Annotated in this window: 20 protein-coding genes and 1 riboswitch; of the genes, 11 read left to right on the forward strand and 9 right to left on the reverse strand. The window is 68.4% G+C overall.

Annotated features, from left to right (window positions below):
- The first annotated feature begins 145 nt into the window (after nt 1-145).
- Nucleotides 146-949: an ABC transporter permease gene (locus GFK26_RS10635; protein ID WP_153281937.1), complete on the forward strand. Its 804-nt coding sequence runs from the start codon at nt 146-148 to the stop codon at nt 947-949.
- On the opposite strand, the gene GFK26_RS10640 is transcribed toward GFK26_RS10635, so the two are convergent.
- The 6 genes from GFK26_RS10640 to phaP all read right to left on the reverse strand — a co-directional run bounded on the left by GFK26_RS10640 (nt 950) and on the right by phaP (nt 6,255).
- Nucleotides 950-2,578: a peptide chain release factor 3 gene (locus GFK26_RS10640; RefSeq protein ID WP_153281938.1), complete on the reverse strand. Its 1,629-nt coding sequence runs from the start codon at nt 2,576-2,578 to the stop codon at nt 950-952.
- A gap of 76 nt (nt 2,579-2,654) precedes the next feature.
- Nucleotides 2,655-3,254, reverse strand: a complete 600-nt coding sequence (locus GFK26_RS10645; RefSeq protein WP_153281939.1) for a GNAT family N-acetyltransferase — start codon at nt 3,252-3,254, stop codon at nt 2,655-2,657.
- Between the two features lie 19 nt (nt 3,255-3,273).
- A complete protein-coding gene (locus tag GFK26_RS10650; protein ID WP_153281940.1) occupies nt 3,274-4,329 on the reverse strand; it encodes an alpha/beta fold hydrolase in 1,056 nt (351 codons plus the stop codon).
- Nucleotides 4,326-4,772: a hypothetical protein gene (locus tag GFK26_RS10655; RefSeq protein WP_153281941.1), complete on the reverse strand. Its 447-nt coding sequence runs from the start codon at nt 4,770-4,772 to the stop codon at nt 4,326-4,328. Before GFK26_RS10655 ends, GFK26_RS10650 begins: the two co-directional genes overlap by 4 nt.
- A 42-nt stretch (nt 4,773-4,814) precedes the next feature.
- Nucleotides 4,815-5,744: an alpha/beta fold hydrolase gene (locus GFK26_RS10660; RefSeq protein ID WP_153281942.1), complete on the reverse strand. Its 930-nt coding sequence runs from the start codon at nt 5,742-5,744 to the stop codon at nt 4,815-4,817.
- Between the two features lie 13 nt (nt 5,745-5,757).
- Entirely contained in the window at nt 5,758-6,255 is a 498-nt protein-coding gene (phaP, locus tag GFK26_RS10665) for a TIGR01841 family phasin (protein WP_153281943.1), read from the reverse strand.
- 240 nt (nt 6,256-6,495) lie between these two features.
- A riboswitch (S-adenosyl-L-homocysteine riboswitch) is annotated at nt 6,496-6,564 on the forward strand.
- Between the two features lie 65 nt (nt 6,565-6,629).
- Here phaP and ahcY point away from each other — a divergent pair.
- From ahcY to GFK26_RS10685, 4 genes are read left to right on the forward strand one after another with little or no spacing between them, the layout of a single operon-like run.
- Complete coding sequence (ahcY, locus tag GFK26_RS10670) at nt 6,630-8,069, forward strand: adenosylhomocysteinase (protein ID WP_153281944.1); 1,440 nt, start codon at nt 6,630-6,632, stop codon at nt 8,067-8,069.
- Between the two features lie 6 nt (nt 8,070-8,075).
- The gene (locus tag GFK26_RS10675; protein WP_153281945.1) at nt 8,076-8,912 is read left to right on the forward strand and encodes a TlyA family RNA methyltransferase; all 837 of its coding nucleotides are present in this window, start codon (nt 8,076-8,078) and stop codon (nt 8,910-8,912) included.
- Nucleotides 8,913-8,922: 10 nt separating this feature from the next.
- Nucleotides 8,923-9,747, forward strand: a complete 825-nt coding sequence (gene metF / locus GFK26_RS10680; RefSeq protein WP_153281946.1) for a methylenetetrahydrofolate reductase [NAD(P)H] — start codon at nt 8,923-8,925, stop codon at nt 9,745-9,747.
- A gap of 53 nt (nt 9,748-9,800) precedes the next feature.
- A complete protein-coding gene (locus GFK26_RS10685) occupies nt 9,801-10,442 on the forward strand; it encodes a septal ring lytic transglycosylase RlpA family protein (protein WP_153281947.1) in 642 nt (213 codons plus the stop codon).
- A 10-nt stretch (nt 10,443-10,452) separates the two neighbouring features.
- Here the strand turns inward: GFK26_RS10685 and GFK26_RS10690 are convergent, their stop codons facing one another.
- On the reverse strand, nt 10,453-11,421 hold the full coding sequence (locus tag GFK26_RS10690; RefSeq protein ID WP_153281948.1) for a 23S rRNA (adenine(2030)-N(6))-methyltransferase RlmJ: 969 nt from the start codon (nt 11,419-11,421) through the stop codon (nt 10,453-10,455).
- Between the two features lie 162 nt (nt 11,422-11,583).
- Here GFK26_RS10690 and GFK26_RS34015 point away from each other — a divergent pair, with 162 nt between their 5' ends.
- The 6 genes from GFK26_RS34015 to mdtD all read left to right on the forward strand — a co-directional run bounded on the left by GFK26_RS34015 (nt 11,584) and on the right by mdtD (nt 16,557).
- Nucleotides 11,584-12,174 (forward strand): hypothetical protein, encoded by a 591-nt coding sequence (locus tag GFK26_RS34015; RefSeq protein WP_194274064.1) that lies wholly within the window; start codon nt 11,584-11,586, stop codon nt 12,172-12,174.
- A complete protein-coding gene (locus GFK26_RS10700; protein WP_153281949.1) occupies nt 12,171-13,424 on the forward strand; it encodes a S1C family serine protease in 1,254 nt (417 codons plus the stop codon). Before GFK26_RS34015 ends, GFK26_RS10700 begins: the two co-directional genes overlap by 4 nt.
- Before the next feature lie 206 nt (nt 13,425-13,630).
- Entirely contained in the window at nt 13,631-14,062 is a 432-nt protein-coding gene (gene rplM, locus GFK26_RS10705; RefSeq protein ID WP_056577471.1) for a 50S ribosomal protein L13, read from the forward strand.
- Nucleotides 14,063-14,074: 12 nt separating this feature from the next.
- The gene (gene rpsI / locus GFK26_RS10710) at nt 14,075-14,467 is read left to right on the forward strand and encodes a 30S ribosomal protein S9 (protein WP_056577474.1); all 393 of its coding nucleotides are present in this window, start codon (nt 14,075-14,077) and stop codon (nt 14,465-14,467) included.
- 196 nt (nt 14,468-14,663) lie between these two features.
- Entirely contained in the window at nt 14,664-15,029 is a 366-nt protein-coding gene (gene erpA, locus GFK26_RS10715; protein ID WP_056577477.1) for an iron-sulfur cluster insertion protein ErpA, read from the forward strand.
- Nucleotides 15,030-15,123: 94 nt separating this feature from the next.
- A complete protein-coding gene (gene mdtD / locus GFK26_RS10720) occupies nt 15,124-16,557 on the forward strand; it encodes a multidrug transporter subunit MdtD (protein WP_153281950.1) in 1,434 nt (477 codons plus the stop codon).
- Nucleotides 16,558-16,563: 6 nt separating this feature from the next.
- Here mdtD and GFK26_RS10725 read toward each other — a convergent pair whose 3' ends face one another.
- Nucleotides 16,564-17,703 (reverse strand): anhydro-N-acetylmuramic acid kinase, encoded by a 1,140-nt coding sequence (locus tag GFK26_RS10725; RefSeq protein WP_153281951.1) that lies wholly within the window; start codon nt 17,701-17,703, stop codon nt 16,564-16,566.
- A 20-nt stretch (nt 17,704-17,723) separates the two neighbouring features.
- The gene (locus GFK26_RS10730; protein WP_153281952.1) at nt 17,724-19,070 is read right to left on the reverse strand and encodes a M23 family metallopeptidase; all 1,347 of its coding nucleotides are present in this window, start codon (nt 19,068-19,070) and stop codon (nt 17,724-17,726) included.
- Between the last annotated feature and the right edge of the window lie 3 nt (nt 19,071-19,073).

Below are 19,073 nucleotides of genomic sequence, written 5' to 3' on the forward strand. Positions count from 1 at the left end.
CTCAGCGGGCGCAGGACACTGGGTGCTTCCCGCAGCGAAATCAAGGAGGAGGGCGAAGCCCGGGGGACATTCGCGGAGGGAAGTACCCGGTGGCCTGTGCACGCGCCCTGAACAGCGGCAAACCAAGCCAAGAGAGCCACTGAAGATGGGCGCGCTTCCCCTTTTCTTCCGCCTCATGGCCGCGTCCATCAGCGGCCAGGCGCGATACCCCGCATCAGCTTTGCTGCTCACCATCGGCCAGTTCCTCGGCACAGGCATCGAGGTGGTCGCCGTCTGGGCCCTGTTCCATCGCTTCGGCGAGGTGCAGGGCTGGGGCATCGGCGAGGTCGCGCTGTTCTATGGGCTGGTGAACTGCATGTTCGCCCTTGCCGACGCGCTGGGTCGCGGCTTCGACGTGCTGGGCACCGAGTTCCTGCGCACCGGCACTTTTGATCGATTGCTGCTGCGCCCACGTCCGCTCGCGTTGCAGCTCATGGGCCACGACGTGCGCATCAGCCGATTGGGCCGCCTGCTGCAGGGCCTGCTGGTGCTGGCCTTCGCGACCGTGCAGGCCGACATCGCGTGGACGCCAAGCGCCGTGGCCGTCGCGCTGTTCGCCATGGCCGGCGGCATCGCGCTGTTCCTCGGCATCCTCGTGCTGCAGGGCACGCTGTCGTTCTGGACCGTCGAGAGCCTGGAGATTGCCAACGTGCTCACCTATGGCGGTGTGCAGGCGGCGCAGTACCCGCTGGCGCTCTATGCGCAGTGGTTCCGCCGTGTGCTGACGTTCATCGTGCCGCTGGCCTGCGTGGCGTACTACCCGGTGCTGGCGATTCTGGGCAAGCCCGACCCGCTGGGCGCGCCGGCCTGGGTGGGGTGGGTGTCGCCGCTCGCGGGCTTCGTGTTCCTCGCGGCGGCGTTCGGTGCGTGGCGCATCGGGCTGCGCCACTACACCTCGTCGGGCAGCTGATCAGCCTGCGCTTTGCAGCGCCAGCCCCGCGTGCTCGCGCAGCGGATGGAAGTGGATCTTCGGAAAACGCTCCTGCGCCAATCGCACGTCGTACGGCGAGGTGCACAAAAAGGCCAGCGTGTCGGCCGCGTCCTTGGCCATGCGCACCGGGTACGCATGGACGAACTCGCGCAGCTCGGCCGGGGTGTCGGCCGTGATCCAGCGCGCGCCCGTGTACTGGCAACCTTCGAGCCGCACGTCGGCGTCGTACTCGGCCTTCAGGCGGTGCTGCACCACTTCGAACTGCAGCTGGCCGACGGCGCCCAGCAGCATCGGGCCGCCGACCTCGGGGCGGAAGACCTGGATCGCGCCTTCCTCGCCGAGCTGGGCCAGCCCCTGCTGCAGCTGCTTGGTGCGCAGCGGGTTCTTCAGGATGACGGTCATGAACAGCTCGGGCGCGAAGAAGGGCAGTCCGGTGAACTGCAGGTTCGCGCCGTCGGTGATGGTGTCGCCCAGCTGCACGCCGCCGTGCGTGGTGAAGCCCACGATGTCGCCGGCGTAGGCCTCTTCGACCGCCTCGCGGCGCTGGCTCATGAAGGTCACGACGCTGGTGGGGCGCAGCTCCTTCGACGTGCGCTGCACCTTGAGCTTCATGCCCGGCGTGTACTTGCCCGAGGCCATGCGCACGAAGGCGATGCGGTCGCGGTGGTTGGCGTCCATGTTGGCCTGCACCTTGAAGACCACGCCCGCGAAGTCCTTGTCCTCGGGCTGGATCTCTTTCACCACCGGCTGGCGGTTGACCAGCGTGGTGCTGGTGCGCGACTGCGGTTGCGGCGCCAGGTCGACCAGCGCGTCGAGCACTTCCATCACGCCGAAGTTGTTCACGCCGGAGCCGAAGAACACGGGCGTCTGCTTGCCGGCCAGGAAGGCCTCGCGGTCCCAGGTGGGGGAGGCGCCGGTGGCGAGTTCCATGCTTTCCATGGCGTGCTCGAAGTCGGCGCCGAAGCGCTTCGTGAGCGTGTCGCGCTCGCTCAGCGGGATGGTCTCGAAGTCGTGCGGCAGCCGCTCGCTGCCCGACTCGAACACCGTCATCGCCTGCGTGCGCAGGTTCATGATGCCGCGGAAGCTCTTGCCCTGGCCCACGGGCCAGGTCATGGGCACGCAGGGCATGCCGAGTTCGCGCTCCACCTCGTCGAGGATGTCCAGCGGCTCGCGCACTTCGCGGTCCATCTTGTTGACGAAGGTGATGATGGGCGTGTCGCGCTGGCGGCAGACCTCGATCAGCCGGCGCGTCTGCGCTTCCACGCCGTTGGCCGCGTCGATCACCATCAGCGCCGAGTCGACGGCGGTGAGCACGCGGTAGGTGTCTTCCGAGAAGTCCTTGTGGCCGGGGGTGTCGAGCAGGTTGATCACGTGCTCGCGGTACACCATCTGCATCACCGACGAGGCCACCGAGATGCCGCGCTGCTTCTCGATTTCCATCCAGTCGGAGGTGGCGTGGCGCGAGGCCTTGCGAGCCTTCACCGAGCCGGCGATCTGGATCGCGCCCGAGAACAGCAGCAGTTTTTCGGTCAGCGTGGTCTTGCCGGCGTCAGGGTGGGAAATGATCGCGAAGGTGCGACGGCGGCGGGTTTCGGCGAGAAAAGACAAGGTGGGCAATCTGCAGGGGAATCCCCCGATTTTAGGAGGCCGCCCCGCAATCCTCCTCAATCCCCTGCCGATGGGCCTAAAACGCCTCCGTCACCCCGTACGCCCGCATCTGCGCCTCGACCTGCGCCGCGTCCTGGCTCAGCACCACGAGGTCGTGCGCCTTGCCCTCGCGGTCCTTCACGTGGCGGGTCAGCAGGGCCTCGGGCCGGAAGCCCAGGGCCTGGAAGACGGCGATGGCGCCGCGCTGGTCGACGGTCATCTGGGCGACGATCTTTTCGTGCCCGTGCGCGAAGGCCAGCGCGCAGCCTTCTTGCGCGAGCTGCTGGCCCAGGCCGCCGCCGCGCAGCGTGGGCGAGACCAGCACGCGCAGCTCGGCCACGTGGCCCGACCACGAGTGCGGGTCGCGGATGACGGCGGCGCAGCCCAGCACGGCGCCATTGCGCACGGCGAGCACGCTGTCGATGTCGCCGCGCTCGATGGCGCGGACCCAGGCGGCCATCACCTTGGGCTCGGTGATGTCGCGCGGCAGAAAGAGCAGGTCGTGCGCCGGCAGCGCCTGCGCGAAGGCGAGCACGGCGGGGGCGTCGGCGCCGGTCATGAGGCGCAGGGCGATGTCGCCGTCCGCGTGGGCGACGGTGCGCGGGTAGGTGCGGGAAGAAGAGGCGGTCATGGGCATGAGGTGAGGGTTGTGTTCGTCAGATGGAGCGCACGCCCAGCCATTCGTCGAGCTTGGGCCACAGCCGCCGCACGGCGTTGGTGCCGGCCGCCAGGCTGACGTGGCCGCCCTTGAGCACCACCTCTTCCTTGTCGGTGGAGCCGATGCCGGCGATCAGCGGCTGCCCCGCCTCGTAGGGCACGATGTGGTCGTGCTGCGCGAGCGCGTGCAGCACCGGCACGGTGATGTTCTTCAGCAGCACCTTGCGCCCGCCGAGCACCAGCGCGCCCTTGTGCAGCTTGTTGTCCCACATGAGCTCCTTCACGGTCTGGCGGAAGTACTCGCCGGCCAGCGGCAGCATCTCGGCGCCCCAGCGGTCGAACATGCGGTACGACTTGACGAACTCGTCGTTGGCCATGTTGTCCCACAGCTGCACCAGCCCGGCGCCGCGCCCGGCGGGGCGCAGCATGTCGAAGGAGGCGAACAACATCTCGGGCGGCACGTTGCCGACGGTGTCGATGAGGCGGTCGACGTCGAAATAGCGCCGATCGGACCACGCATGGAACAGCGTCATGCGGCTGAAGTCGATCGGCGTGGTGAAGAGCGCCAGGTTCTTCATCGGCCCGTCGGGGTGCAGTGCGGCGTACAGCGTGGAGAGCACGCCGCCCATGCAGTAGCCGGCGAGGGTCACGTCTTCTTCGCCCGAGTCTTCCTGCACGCGGCGGATCGAATCGGGAATGAAGTCGAGCACGTAATCTTCGATGCGCAGGCGCTTCTCGTCGGGGCGCGGCGCGTTCCAGTCCATCACGTAGACGTCGTAGCCCTTGAGCAGCAGGTACTCGACCATGCTCTGGCCCGGCGCGAGGTCGAAGATGTAGGCGCGGTTGGTGGTGGCCATCACCATGAGCACCGGCACGCGGTAGATCTCGTCGACCATCGGGCGGTAGTGGTACAGGCTCAGCGTGCCGCGCCGGTAGATCTCGTCCTTGGGCGTGAGGCCGACGGCGGGTGCGGTCGAGGTGAGGAAGTCGAGCCCCTTGATGTTGCGCTGGATGGTGCGCTCGATCTCGCCGCGGATGTCGGGCAGCGCGCTCATGGGCGGTGCTTTCCGGTGGGGCGTTTCTTTGGGGCGGCGGCTTTGACAGGTGGGATCGGCGCCGCCGCGGGCGGCTGCCTGGTGCGACGTGGCCGGGGCGACGCGGTGGCGGCATCGGCGGTCCGCGCTGTCCGCGCAGCAGGTCCGGCCCCGCCTTCCAGCGCGCGGCGAATGCCCGCCAGGTGGTCGTCGATGCGGTGCAGCTGTTCGCCCAGCGCCTGCAGGTCGCCGCGCGTCGGCAGGTTCAGCAGCGTGAGGTAGCGCGCCATCAGGTCGCCCAGCGCCTTCTGCGCGGTGAGCGAGGCGTTCATGCCGCCATGCATGCCTTGTCGGAACGGGTCCGACGCCATGGTTTCGTTGGCGAATTCGTTGGTGCTTTTTTCCCACTGGGCCGTGAGCTCGCGCCACATGGCCATGGGATCGAGGGACGGAAACTGGCTCATCGAAACACCTCCGTCTGGGTTGGTCGTTGTCTCTTTTTTTCTTCAGTGATCGTCGCGCCGCGCTGCTCGTGCGGTGTGCGCGGCAATGGCCTCGGTGATCTGCGGCCACATCGCGATCGGCAGTGCGTGACCCATGCGCGGAATGCGCAGCAGCTTCGCACCGGGAATGGCCTCGGCCACGTCGATGCCGCAGGCCACGGGCACCAGCGGATCGACGTCGCCGTGGATCACCAGCGTGGGCACCTGCACCGCACGCAGCGCCGGCTTGCGGTTGCCCGACGCGAACACCGCCGCCAGCTGCCGCGCCACGCCGCCCGGGTTGAGGCCGCGCAAGAAAGCGAGCTGCGCGCGCCCGGCATCGCGTGCCTCGTCGAGCGGAAAGGCGTCGGGCCCGCGCAGCACGCGCCACACCTTCGCGTGGTGCGGAAGATAGGCCTCGAAGCTCGTCGGCGGGGGCGCGAACAGCACCGCCAGCGCCTCGGGCGTGGGCGGCGGCAGGGCCGGGTCGCCGGTGCTCGACATGATGCTGGTGAGCGAGCGCATCCGCTCCGGGTGATGGATGGCCATCTCCTGCCCGATGGCGCCGCCCATCGACGCCCCGACGATGTGGGCGCGCGCGATGCCCAGCGCGTCGAGCAGGCCGACGCAATCGTCGGCCATGTCGCGCAGCGTGTAGGGCACCTGCAGCGGCCGGCCCGCCATGGCCTGCAGCATCAGGCCCTGGATGTCGGGCACGCCGGCGTGCGACAGGTGGGTGGAGTGGCCGATGTCGCGGTTGTCGAAGCGGATCACGTGGTGCCCGCCGGCCTGCGCCAGGCCGGCGCAGAACGCGTCGTCCCAGGCGACCATCTGGGCGCCGAGGCCCATGACCAGCAGCAGCGGCGGCGCCTCGGGGTCGCCGAAGCTGTCCCAGGCCAGGTCGATGCCGTTGGCGCGGGTGCGCCGTTCGGTGCGGGGTGGGACAGCGGTCATGCGGGCTGCTGTCTTACTTGCGCTGCAGCAGCTTCGTGACCTCGTCCACGTTGGACTGGATGCGCTGGCGCACCACGTCGAAGGCATCGGCCTGCGACTTGGCGGCCAGGGTGGCCAGCTCCTTGATGTCGTCGACGGCGCGCTGGAACGACTGGCGGCCCAGCTCGTCGAGCTTGGCCAGGTTTTCCTTCGGGTCCTTGCCGGGCATCGCCTTGGCGGCGGTCTGCCATTCGGCGATGGCGCTCTTGATCATCTCGGTCTGTCGCTGCACCACGGACTGCAGGCCCTGGTAGGACTTCTCGTTGGCTTGCATCAGCGCCTGCAGGTCCTTGCGGCCGCTGTCGAGCAGCTTGCCGGCGCTGCCGGTCAGGTCCAGGTTCTGCAGGCGCTCGGCCATGCCCTTGAGGTTCTTCATCGGGTCGAGCATGTCCGCGGCGGACGGCGCCGCCTGCTTCGCGCCGGCGCTGCTGGCGGTGGTTTTTTTCGCGGCGGCTTTCTTGGCAGTGGCCATGGTGCGGAATCTCCTGTGTCGGGTGATGAAAACAATCGAACGGGTGGATGCAGGCAGCGGCCGGGCGGCCGGGGCCCGCCGCCACGATACGCCGCGTCGGCGCGGCCGAGGGCGGTCGAAGCGCGGATTTGCCTGCGGAGTTTCCCGAGGTGGCCCGTGCGACGCCGCGGCGCCCGCGCTTTCCGTGATGTGGGATGCCCCGGTCGATTGGCGGGTGCGGCGGCCGCGACTACAATCCGGCGCTCCGAGGAGCGTTGCAGCGCCGTCAGGCGTGAGGCTCGGACCACATCGCAACCACGCTCACCCGCTGTTCTCGCGGTGAGTTTTTCTTCCCCGTACGCAGTGGCATCTTTCAAACCAGTTTTGGAGTTCTCATGAGCGCTGTACTCAAGCCCACCCCCGTCTCGACCGCCGACCAGGCGATTGCCGATCTGTCCCTTGCCGCCTGGGGCCGCAAGGAAATCCGCATCGCCGAAACCGAGATGCCCGGCCTCATGGCCATCCGTGAAGAGTTCGCCAAGGGCCAGGCCCTCAAGGGCGCGCGCATCACGGGCTCGCTGCACATGACCATCCAGACGGCCGTGCTCATCGAGACGCTGCAAGCCCTGGGCGCCGAAGTGCGCTGGGCCTCGTGCAACATCTTCTCGACGCAGGACCACGCCGCCGCCGCCATCGCCGCCGCCGGCACGCCGGTGTTCGCCATCAAGGGCGAGTCGCTGAAGGACTACTGGGACTACACCCACGCCATCTTCGACTTCGGCCCCAAGGGCTCGAAGGGCGAAGGCCCGAACATGATCCTGGACGACGGCGGCGACGCCACGCTGCTCATGCACCTGGGCCAGCGCGCCGAGAAAGACCTGGGCGTGCTCGCCAACCCGACCAGCGAAGAAGAACGCATTCTTTACGCCGCCATCAAGGCCAAGCTGGCCGTCGACGACACCTGGTACACCCGCAAGTCCGCTGAAATCATCGGCGTGACCGAAGAGACCACCACGGGCGTGCACCGCCTGAACGAGATGAGCGCCAAGGGCACGCTGCTGTTCCGCGCCATCAACGTGAACGACTCGGTCACCAAGAGCAAGTTCGACAACCTGTACGGCTGCCGCGAATCGCTGGTCGACGGCATCAAGCGCGCGACCGACGTCATGATCGCCGGCAAGGTGGCTTGCGTGGCCGGCTACGGCGACGTGGGCAAGGGCTCGGCCCAGGCCCTGCGTGCGCTGTCGGCGCAGGTGTGGGTGACTGAAATCGACCCGATCAACGCCCTGCAGGCCGCGATGGAAGGCTACAAGGTCGTGACGATGGAGTACGCCGCCGACAAGGCCGACATCTTCGTGACCACCACGGGCAACAAGGACGTCATCACGCACGACACCATGGTCAAGATGAAGGACCAGGCCATCGTCTGCAACATCGGCCACTTCGACAACGAGATCGACGTCGCGTCGATCGAGAAGTACGAGTGGGAAGAAATCAAGCCGCAGGTGGACCACATCACCTTCCCGGACGGCAAGAAGATCATCCTGCTGGCCAAGGGCCGCCTCGTGAACCTGGGCTGCGGCACGGGCCACCCGAGCTTCGTGATGTCGTCGTCGTTCGCCAACCAGACCATCGCCCAGATCGAGCTCTTCACCAAGCCCGACGCCTACCAGGTGGGCAAGGTCTACGTGCTGCCCAAGCACCTGGACGAGAAGGTTGCGCGCCTGCACCTGAAGAAGGTCGGCGCCATGCTCACCGAGCTGACCGACGCCCAGGCCGCCTACATCGGCGTGAGCAAGAACGGCCCGTACAAGCCGGACACGTACCGCTACTAAGCGTCCATGCGCGCTGATCAACTGTTGGTAGAACGCGGCATGGCCGCGTCGCGTTCGCAAGCCGTCCGGCTCATCGCCGGCGGCATGCGCTGGCGTGACGCGGGCACGAGCGACGCGTGGCGCACTGTCGTCAAGAACAAGGACGAAGTGCCCGAGTCGGCCGAGCTCGAGCTCGCCGACGCCGCCGAGGCACGCTACGTGTCGCGCGGCGGCCTCAAGCTCGAAGGCGCGCTGAAGGCCAGCGGCGTGGACCCGACGGGCAGGCTCTGCCTGGACGTCGGCCAGTCGACTGGCGGCTTCACCGACTGCCTGCTGCAGCACGGCGCCGCCAAGGTGGTGGGCATCGATGTGGGCCACGGGCAGCTCCATCCGCGCATGCGCGAGGACGAACGCGTGGTCGCCATCGAAGGCGTCAATGCGCGGGCGTTGTCGCCGGCCGATCTGCAGGTGGACGAGGGCGATGACGAAGACGCTGAAGTGGGCGAGGTCGCCGAAGTGGTCGAAGCCCCGCCCGAGCCGCGCTTCGACCTCATCGTCGGCGACCTGTCGTTCATCTCGCTCACGCTGGTGCTGCCGGCCGTGGTGCAGTTCCTGGCCGACGACGGCCAGTTGCTGATGCTGGTCAAGCCGCAGTTCGAACTGCAGCCCGGCCAGGTCGGCAAGGGTGGCATCGTGCGCGACGAGGCGATGTACGCGGTGGTCGAGAAGCGCCTGCACGACGCTTGCGCGGCGCTCGAGCTGAAGGTGCTGCGCTGGTTCGAGAGCCCGATCGCCGGGGGCGACGGCAATCGCGAGTTTTTCATTCACGCCGTTCGTGCTGCCAAGGCCGGCGACGGTTCCTAAGGAGACGCAGGTGCGCCTTCCGCTGAGTTTTGAATTCTTCCCGACCAAGACGCCCGAAGGCGCGGTCAAGCTGCGCGCCGTGCGCCAGCAGCTGTATGTGCGCAAGCCGCAGTTCTGCTCGGTCACCTACGGCGCGGGCGGCTCCACGCACCAGGGCACTTTCGGTGCGGTGCAGGAGATCCTGGCCGAGGGCGTGGACGCTGCCAGCCACTTCTCGTGCATCGGCGCCACGCGCGCCACTGTGCGCGAGCAGCTGGCCGAACTGAAGGCCATGGGCGTGAAGCGCCTCGTCGCATTGCGCGGCGACCTGCCCAGTGGCTACGGCATCGGCGGCGAGTTCCAGTACGCGAGCGACCTGGTCGCCTTCATTCGCGAAGAGACCGGCCGCGACTTCCACATCGAGGTGGCGTGCTACCCCGAAATCCATCCGCAGGCGCGCTCGCCCGAGGCCGACCTGCAGGCCTTCGCGGCCAAGGTGAAGGCCGGCGCCGACTCGGCCATCACGCAGTATTTCTTCAGCCCCGAGGCCTACTTCCGCTTCGTCGACGACGCGCGCAAGCTGGGCCTCGACACGCCGATCGTGCCGGGCATCATGCCCATCACGAGCTCGACGCAGCTCATGCGTTTTTCGGACGCCTGCGGCGCCGAGATTCCGCGCTGGATCCGCCTGCGGCTGCAGGGCTTCGGCGACGACACGGCGTCCATCAAGGCCTTCGGCCTGGACGTGGTGACCGACCTGTGCGCGTGCCTGCAAGAGGGCGGTGCACCCGCGATCCACTTCTACACGATGAACCAGTCGGCGGCCACGCTGGCCATCCTGGAGCGCCTGGATTGAGAGGGCTGCGCGCGGTCGCCGTCGCGGTCTCCTGTGTGCTCGCAGGTTGCACCATGCCGCCTGCCACGCAGGACAACAAGGATGCGGACACCGCCGCCACGCCGGCGGCGTCCGACAAGCGGCTGCTGCCGCTGGGACGCGGCCTGGCCGTGCCGCCCGGTGCGGCGCCGCGCTCGGCCGTGCCGTCGGTGCGCTACGACCTCGCGGTGTCGGGCACCGGCGAGGCGCTGGACGACGGCGTGCCCGGCGATGAGCCGCGCGAGATCTTCGAGCGCGGCGGGGCCTCGTGGTACGGCATCCAGTTCCACCAGCGCAAGACCGCCAACGGCGAGCGCTTCGACATGGGCGCCATGACGGCGGCCCACAAGACGCTGCCCTTCAACACGCGCTTGTGCGTGCGCAGCCTGGTCAATGGCAGCGAGGTGCTGGTGCGCGTCAACGACCGCGGGCCCTTCACGCCGGGCCGCATCATCGACCTGAGCCGCGCCGCGGCCGACCGCATCGGCCTCACGAGCATGGGCATCAAGCAGGTGGCGCTGTCGGTCATCGACCGCGAGGGCATGCGCTGCGGCGGCGAAGCCGTGGCGGCAGGCGATCTGCAGCCCGCGCTGTTGCCCGAGGCGCCGACGTCGCGCGTGCGTGCGCCGGCACCTGCGCGCAAGCGGGCGGCCGTGCCGCCGCGCAAGCGCCGCTGAGCGGCCGGCCTCAGCCGCCGCTCTCGAGCGAGTAGGCGGCGTTGCGGTCTTGTGCCAGGCGTTCGGCCAGCTGGGGCAGCGCCTCGGCCAGTTGCGCCTTCAGCGTGTAGGGCGGGTTGATCAGGAACATCCCGCTCGCCGGCAGGCCCGGGCGCTGCGTTTCGCCCGATGCGGCGTCCTTCGTGATCTTGCTCGACTTGACGGTCAGCGTGGCGTGCAGCCACGACTTGCCGGCCTTGGTCGCCATCGTCTTCAGGCGGCGCGGCAGGTCGTGCGCCTCGGGGCGCGGAATGATCGGGTACCAGACGGCGTAGGTGCCGGTGGCGAAGCGCTTGAGCGCCTCGGCCGCGAAGTCGAGCACGCGGCCGTAGTCGGTCTTCATTTCGTAGCTCGGGTCCATCAGCACCAGCGCGCGGCGCGAGGGCGGCGGCAGGAACTTGGTGGCGCTGCCGAAGCCGTCTTCGGTCAGCACGGCGATCTGCCGGCCGGCTTCGAGCTGCGCGATGTTGGCGCCGAGCGTGCGCGAATCGGTCGGGTGCAATTCGAACAGCTTGAGCTTGTCGTGGTCGCGCAGCAGGTGCTGCACGATGAACGGCGAGCCGGGGTAGACGCGGGCGCCGCCCTTGGGGTTGAAGTCGTGGATCACGCTCAGGTAGCGGGCGATGGCTTCGGCGACCGGCTTGTCTTCGGCGGGCACCGCCGCTTTCTTGCCCGCCGATTTCGCGGCCGGGGCGCCGGGCGCAGGCGTTTCAGCCGCTTTTGACGACTCCGCGAAGAAGCGCAGCACGCCGTCGGCCGCTTCGCCGCTGGTGCCGGCGTAGTCGCCATCGAGCCGATACAGGCCGGCGCCGGCGTGGGTGTCGACGACGGTCAGCGCGGCTTCTTTTTCAAGCAGGTGGTCGAGCGTGGCAATCAGGACCGTGTGCTTGAGCACGTCGGCGTGGTTGCCGGCATGGAACGCGTGGCGGTAACTGAACATGGAATGAGGCCTGAAAAAGTGAAAAGGGGAGCGCTAGACTCGCGCGGCGCTACATTGATTTACAAAACACAACGAGGGGCAGCAATGCGAGGAGCCGGATGGCGATTTTGGGGCCTGTGCGTCGGCGCGGGTGTTTTGTCTATTTTGACGGGCTGCGCTTCCGTGACCCACGGGACCACGCAGAACGTGAAGATCGAGACTCTGTCGCCCGCCGGCAAGGTCGTCGACGGGGCCCGCTGCCGGGTCTCCAACGACCGCAATGATGCCGTGGTGCGCTCCGGCCTGACCTTGCCGGTGCGGCGATCGGGCGAGAACCTGAGCATCGAATGCACCCAGGCCGGCCTGCCGCCGGCCCGCGGCCAGGCGATTTCGCGCGTCAACGCGGGCCTGGTCGGCAACGTGATGATCGGCGGCCTGGTCGGCGTGGCGATCGACACCGGCACCGGGGCGGGCTTCAACTACCCGAGCTGGATCCAGCTGATCTTCGGCGAGGTGCGCAGCTTTGACCGCAGCGCGCAAACCGGCGACGAGGCGACGACCGGCATGAAGATCGGCACGACCGAGATGGCGGCCCCGCCGGCGCCGAAGACGGCCGCAGCGCCTGTGCCCGCGCCAGCGCCCGTCGTGCTGCTGCCTGCGCTTCCTCCTTCTCCTCCCGTGGCCGTCGCTCCAGTGCGCCCCGCACCCGCCGCGGCGCCCGATGCCCGCGTCTCGATGGACGACCTGCGCGGCCTGCTGCCTCCCAAGCCGTGAAGCCGACCTGGATGAACCCCGCACGGTGGCTGTGCACTGGCGCCTTGCTGGCCACCGGCCACGCTGCCGCGCTGGAGCCGGACGCCCTGTTCGCCAAGCTGACGGGCAGCGTCTGGGCCGTGCGCACCTTCGACGCGCAGGAGCGCCCGCTGCGCGCCGGCAGCGCTGTGGTGATCGCGCCCGGCCGCCTCGTCACCACCTGCCACGTGCTCGCCAAGGCCAGCAATTTCGTGGTCAAGCGCGACAACGTCACCTACGGCGCGACGCTCGAGTACCCGGACCCGGGGCGCGACCTGTGCCAGATCAAGGTCGCCAACTTCACGGCCACCCCGGTGGCGCTGGCGCCCGCCGGCGGTGCGCGGGTGGGGCAGCGCGTGTACGCCATCGGCAATCCGCGCGGGCTGGAAAACACGCTGAGCGAAGGCCTGCTGTCGGGCCTGCGCGGCGGCGACGGCGAGGCGCGGCTGCTGCAGACCACGGCCGCCATCGCCCCGGGATCGAGCGGCGGCGGGCTGTTCGACAGCGACGGCCGCCTGCTGGGCATCACCACTTTTGCCGCCCGCGACGGCGGCAACCTGAATTTCGCGATGCCGGCCGAGTTCCTGGCGGAATTGCCGGCCCGCGCCCAGGCGCAGCTGGCGGCACGGGCCAACGAACCCGAAGGCGCCGCCCGCCGTCGCGTCGGCGTGGCGCTGGCGGAGCCGCTGCGCGCCGGTGACGCGCTCGAATACGTGCGCACCGACCGGTTGACGGGCAACCGCACGCCGGTGATCTACCGAGTGGACCGGGTCAACGGCGACGAGCTGTCGTTCAACGCCGGCAGCCGGGTCGAGAAGGCCAATGGGCAGGTGGTGACTCTCACCTCATCCGCCGGCGGCCTGTTCGACAGCGCATCGCCGCCGGGCGGCTGGGCGCCGAAGGACGACCTCCAGCCGGGCATGCGCTGGCACCTCGACTACGTGGCGACCACCGGCGACCGGCTGCGGCACGAACTCACCGCCTCGGTGGGCAGCGAGCACACGATGCGCGTGGACGGCATGGAGTTGAACGTGATGCGCATCGGTTATGAGGGTTGGATCTTTGCCTCCAGCACCACCAGCCTGCCGCTGACCGGTGCCAGTACGCGCTTTCGGGGCGCCGCCTGGTACAGCCCCGAACTGGGTCGGATCGTCCGTTTCGAGGGCGAATACCAGCGTGGAGTCTCCTCGGGGGCCAACGAGAGCCTGGAACTCGTCCGCATCCAGCGCTGAGGCCCCCTCAAGCCCGGAAATTGGCCGTTTGGCCATTTCTTCATATAATCGCGGGCTTCGCAGCGTTTTTGTAGCCCCGCGGCGAAGGCATGTTCACCTGCTCATCACTGGGCGAGCAGGCATGAAAACCCACCTAAGAGATTCCCAGCAGAGGAACGCCGACCGTGGAAAAGGGCTCGCCAAACCCTCTTTCAAGAGAAAAACTCATGACCAAAACGTTCAGCGCCAAGCCCGCTGACGTGACGCACGAGTGGTTTGTGATTGACGCGACCGACAAGGTCCTCGGACGAGTAGCCAGCGAAGTTGCTCTCCGTTTGCGCGGCAAACACAAGGCCATTTACACGCCTCACGTCGATACCGGTGACTACATCGTCATCATCAACGCCGCGCAACTGCGCGTCACCGGCGCCAAGTCGATCGACAAGGTGTACTACCGTCACTCGGGCTACCCGGGCGGTATCACGGCGACGAACTTCCGCGACATGCAGAACAAGTTCCCGGGCCGTGCCCTGGAAAAGGCTGTCAAGGGCATGCTGCCCAAGGGCCCGCTTGGTTACGCGATGATCAAGAAACTCAAGGTGTACGGTGGCGCTGAGCACCCGCATACCGCCCAACAGCCCAAAGTGCTGGAACTGTAAGGAGCCTTGAGAATGATTGGTGAATGGAACAATGGCACCGGCCGTCGCAAATCCAGCGTCGCCCGTGTGTTTCTGAAAAAAGGCACCGGCAAGATCACGGTCAACGGCAAGGACATCCAAGCGTTCTTCGGCCGTGAAACCTCGATCATGATCGCCAAGCAGCCCCTGGCGCTGACCAACAACCTCGAAGCTTTCGACGTGATGGTCAACGTGAACGGCGGCGGCGAATCGGGTCAAGCCGGCGCTACGCGCCACGGCATCACCCGTGCCCTGATCGACTACGACGCAACGCTCAAGCCCGTCCTGAGCCAAGCCGGCTTCGTGACGCGTGACGCGCGTGAAGTCGAACGTAAGAAGGTCGGTCTGCACTCCGCCCGTCGCCGCAAGCAGTTCAGCAAGCGCTGATCCCCTGCTCGTTGCGAGACAAGAAGCCGCCCTCGGGCGGCTTTTTCGTGGCCGCGTTCCCCAGGTGCCCTTGGCGGATGCGGCGTTCGACCCCACTTGCGATGGGTGCTCGCGCAAGCTGCCTGCCGAAAATGCGGCATTGCAGTAGCATTCGTCCCATTGGCCGCCCAAGCGGCCCCCCAAGGAGTTTCACCCCATGAGCGCTGTTGCCGAAAACATCCAGACCCAGATGCCCGAGCCGATCGTCTTCACGGACAGCGCGGCCGCCAAGGTCGCCGACCTGATCGCCGAAGAGGGCAATCCCGACCTGAAGCTGCGCGTGTTCGTGCAGGGCGGCGGGTGCTCGGGCTTCCAGTACGGTTTCACCTTCGACGAGATCACCAACGAAGACGACACCACCATGACCAAGAACGGTGTGTCGCTGCTGATCGACGCCATGAGCTACCAGTACCTGCTCGGCGCCGAGATCGACTACAAGGAAGATCTGCAGGGCGCCCAGTTCGTGATCAAGAACCCGAACGCCACCAGCACCTGCGGCTGCGGCTCCAGCTTCTCGGCCTGATGCCTGGATGCAGCTGACCAGCCCCCTCGAAAAAGCCGCCTCCGGGCGGCTTTTTGCTGCCTGTCGGTTTTTCGTCTGAATCCGCGCCTTCCCGATGAGCCCCGAAACCGCCGTCCCCGTCGATCCGTCCCGCAAGAGCCTGCTGTGGCTCGTGGCCGTCGGCTTCTTCATGCAGACGCTCGACGCGACCATCATCAACACGGCGCTGCCCGCGATGGCCGCCAGCCTGGGTGAGAGCCCGCTGCGCATGCAGTCGGTGGTGGTGGCCTACGCGCTCACGATGGCGATGCTGATCCCGGCCTCGGGCTGGATCGCCGACCGCTTCGGCACGCGGCGCATCTTTTTCTGCGCCATCGTGCTGTTCGCCGCCGGCTCGGTGCTGTGCGCGCTCTCGCAGGGGCTGGGGCAGCTCGTGGCGGCGCGGGTGGTGCAGGGCCTGGGCGGGGCGTTGCTGCTCCCTGTGGGGCGTCTGGCGCTGCTGCGCACGGTGCCGCGCGGCGAGTTCCTGCAGGCGATGAGCTTCGTGGCCATTCCGGGACTCATCGGGCCGCTGCTGGGGCCCACGCTGGGCGGCTGGCTGGTGCAGTACGCCTCCTGGCACTGGATCTTCCTGATCAACGTGCCGGTGGGCTTGGCGGGCTGCATCGCCACGCTGCGCTACATGCCGGACCTGCGCGGCGCCATCCAGAAGCGCTTCGACAGCGTCGGCTACGCGCTGCTGGCCTTCGGCATGGTGGCGATCTCGCTGGCGGTCGACGGCGTGTCGGGGCTCGGGCTGCGCCAGGGCGGGGTGATGGCGGTGCTGCTCTTTGGTTTCGCCGCCGTGGTCGCCTACTGGCTGCGCGCGGCGCGCACGCCCGAGCCGCTGTTCTCGCCCGCGCTGTTCGGCATTCCGACGCTGAGCATCGGCCTGCTCGGCAACCTGTTCTCGCGCCTGGGCAGCAGCTGCATGCCCTTCCTGGTGCCGCTGCTGCTGCAGGTGTCGATGGGCTATTCGCCGGTGCGCGCCGGGCTGATGATGCTGCCGGTCGCGCTGGCCGGCATGGCGATGAAGCGGTTTGCCACGCCGCTGATCACGCGCCACGGCTACCGCCGCGTGCTGGTGGCCAACACGGTGCTGGTCGGCTGCACCATGGCCAGCTTCGCCCTCACAGCGCCGGGGCAGCCGCTGGCGCTGCACCTGCTGCAGCTGCTGGTGTTCGGCGCGGTCAACTCGCTGCAGTTCACGGCCATGAACACCATCACCCTGAAGGACCTCGACGGCGGCATGGCCAGCAGCGGCAACAGCCTGCTGTCGATGGTGCAGATGCTGGCGATGAGCCTCGGCGTGGCTGCGGCCGGCGCGGTGCTGGCGGGCTACAACGGCGTGTTCGGCACGGCAACGCCGGTGCAGACGCTCGATGCGTTCCAGGCCACGTTCGCGACCATGGGGCTCATCACGGTGGCTTCGGCGCTGATCTTCTGGCATTTGCCCGCAGAAGTGCGAGCGGCGCAGCCTGCGCAGCCGGAAGTTTCCGGCCAGGGCTGACGGGTTTCAGGCGGGGTAGATCGCGCCGAGCACCCGCGCCCCGCGTGCGCCGGTCACGCTCGCGAGGTTGCCGGGTTCGCCCCGCACGGTGCGCCGGGCCAGCCACGCGAAGGCGGCCGCTTCGACCTGCTGGGGCGGCAGGCCGTGTTCCGACGACGCCTGCACCCGCACGCCGGGCAGCAGGGCACGCAGGCGAGCCATGAGGTGGTCGTTGAGCGCGCCGCCGCCACAGACGATCAGCAATTCGCTCTCTTTTTGATAGCTATTCAGGGCCGCCGCACAGGTGCTCGCGGTCAGTTCGGCCAGCGTGGCCTGCACGTCGGCCGGCGCCCACGTGGCCGTGCCCAAGTGGCCAGCCAGCCAGTCCGGATGGAATAAATCGCGCCCCGTGCTCTTCGGCGGCGCCTTGGCGAAATACGGTTCGGCCTGCAGCCGCGCGAGCAACTCGGGCAGGACGTGCCCGCTGGCCGCCCATTGGCCGCCCCGGTCGAAGGGCTGGCCGAGGTGGCGCTGGCACCAGTGGTCCATCAGCGCATTGGCGGGGCCGCAATCGAAGCCCAACAGGGGCGCAGTGTCCGCCGGTGCGTTCGTGGCGGGCAGCAAGCTCAGGTTGGAGATGCCGCCGAGGTTCAGCACGGCGACGGGCGCGTCGGGCCAGGCGAACAGCGCCTGGTGAAAGGCCGGCACCAGCGGGGCGCCCTGGCCGCCGGCTGCGAGGTCGCGGCTGCGGAAGTCGGCCACCACGTCGATGCCGCTCAGCTCGGCCAGCAGCGAGGGGTTGTTGATCTGCAGCGTGTAGCCCGTGCCGTCGAACTCGAGGGGCCGGTGGCGCACGGTCTGGCCGTGGGCGCCGATGGCGGTGACGGCGCTTGGTGCCGTGCCGGTGCGGGCCAGCAGCTGCGCGACCACGTCGGCATACACGCGTGCCAGGCCGTTGCCGGCCAGGGCCGCGCGGTGCAGTTCGTTGTCGCCGGGGGTGTTGAGCGCCATCAGCTCGGCGCGCAGCAGGGCGGGAAAATCGGCGCTGGCGTGGCCGATGACCGCCAGGCGGCCGTCGGAAAAGTCGGCGATCACGCCGTCGACCCCGTCGAGCGAGGTGCCCGACATCAGGCCGATGAAGCGTTGCGGCTGCAGCGCGGCGGCCATGCCGGGACGAGCGCCGAGGCTCAGTCGGCGCTGGCCTGGATCACCGAGAAGGCGGCAGCCAGCTCGGTGCGGGCGCCCACGGCGATGCGTTCGAAGGCCGGACGCAGGGCGGCGGTGATCGGTGCGCCGCCTTCTTGCGCGATCGTGGTCGGGTCCTGGTAGGCCCCGCCGACGCGGTATTCGAAGTGCAGGTGCGGGCCCGTGGCCCAGCCGGTCGAGCCGACGGCGCCGATGGTCTGGCCCTGGCTCACGCTGTCGCCGGCCTTTACGTTGATGCGGCTCAGGTGCGCGTAGGCCGTTTGCTGGTTGTTGCGGTGGTTGATGATGACGATGTTGCCGTAGCCGCTTTGCGTGCCGGCGAAGTCGACCGTGCCGTCACCGACCGTGCGCACCGCGGTGCCCGTGGGCGCCGCGTAGTCGACGCCGTTGTGCTGGCGCCAGCTGTTCAGGATCGGGTGCATGCGCATCGCGAAACCGCTGGACACGCGCGAGAACTCGACCGGCGTGGCCAGGTAGGCCTTGCGCAGGCTGTCGCCGTTCGGGCGGTAGTAGCTGCCCTTCTGGCCCGCGCCCGGAGGCTGGAACCAGACGGCCTGGTGGACCTTGCCGTTGTTCTCGAACTCGGCCGAGAGCACGCGGCCGCTGCGCAGCGCCTGGCCATCGGCTTCGAAGGTCTCGTAGACCACGGCGAAGCGGTCGCCCTTGCGCAGCGAGCGCACGTCGACGTCGCCCGCGAAGATGTCGGCCAGCTGGCTCGCCACGGCATCGGGAATGCGCGAATCGTCGGTGGCGGCGAACAGCGAGCTGCGGATCGTACCGCTGGCCAGGCGCGTGCCCGGCGTCAGCATGTCGCGCTCGGTGCGGGCCACGAAGCCCGTGGGCGTGCGCTCGATGACGAAGCGCTTGAAGCCGCCGTCGGCGTCGGGAATCCAGCGGGCGCTGAGCTTTTCGAGCTGGTTTTCCTGCGTGGCTTCGGCCGTCACGGTGCGGCCCACGCGCGCGAACAGCGCCATGCGCGCCTCGGCGTTGCCGCGCACGAAGGCGGTGGCGGCGGGGTCGGAAATGCCCAGGCGCTTCATCAGCCCCTCGGCCGTGTCGCTCGAACGCGAGACGTCGGTGCGGAACAGCGTGAAGCTGAAGTTCTCGAGCGACGTCGACTGGTCGGCGAAAGACACCGGCGCGGTGGCTTCGAGCACTTGCTGCACGGGGAGGTCGGACGCGTCGGGACCGAGCGAGGCGACCGCGAGGGTGCCGGCGCTGAGCAGCATCGCAGCGATCGCCGCGGTGATCTGCTTGGGGTACGTCCGGAATGTATAGGCCACGCGAGAAGCGAGAAGCTCCTCGGCGGCAAGAATGCCGTTGATCAAACT

It is taken from the genome of Variovorax paradoxus (assembly GCF_009498455.1).
GTDB classification, from domain to species: domain Bacteria; phylum Pseudomonadota; class Gammaproteobacteria; order Burkholderiales; family Burkholderiaceae_C; genus Variovorax; species Variovorax paradoxus_H.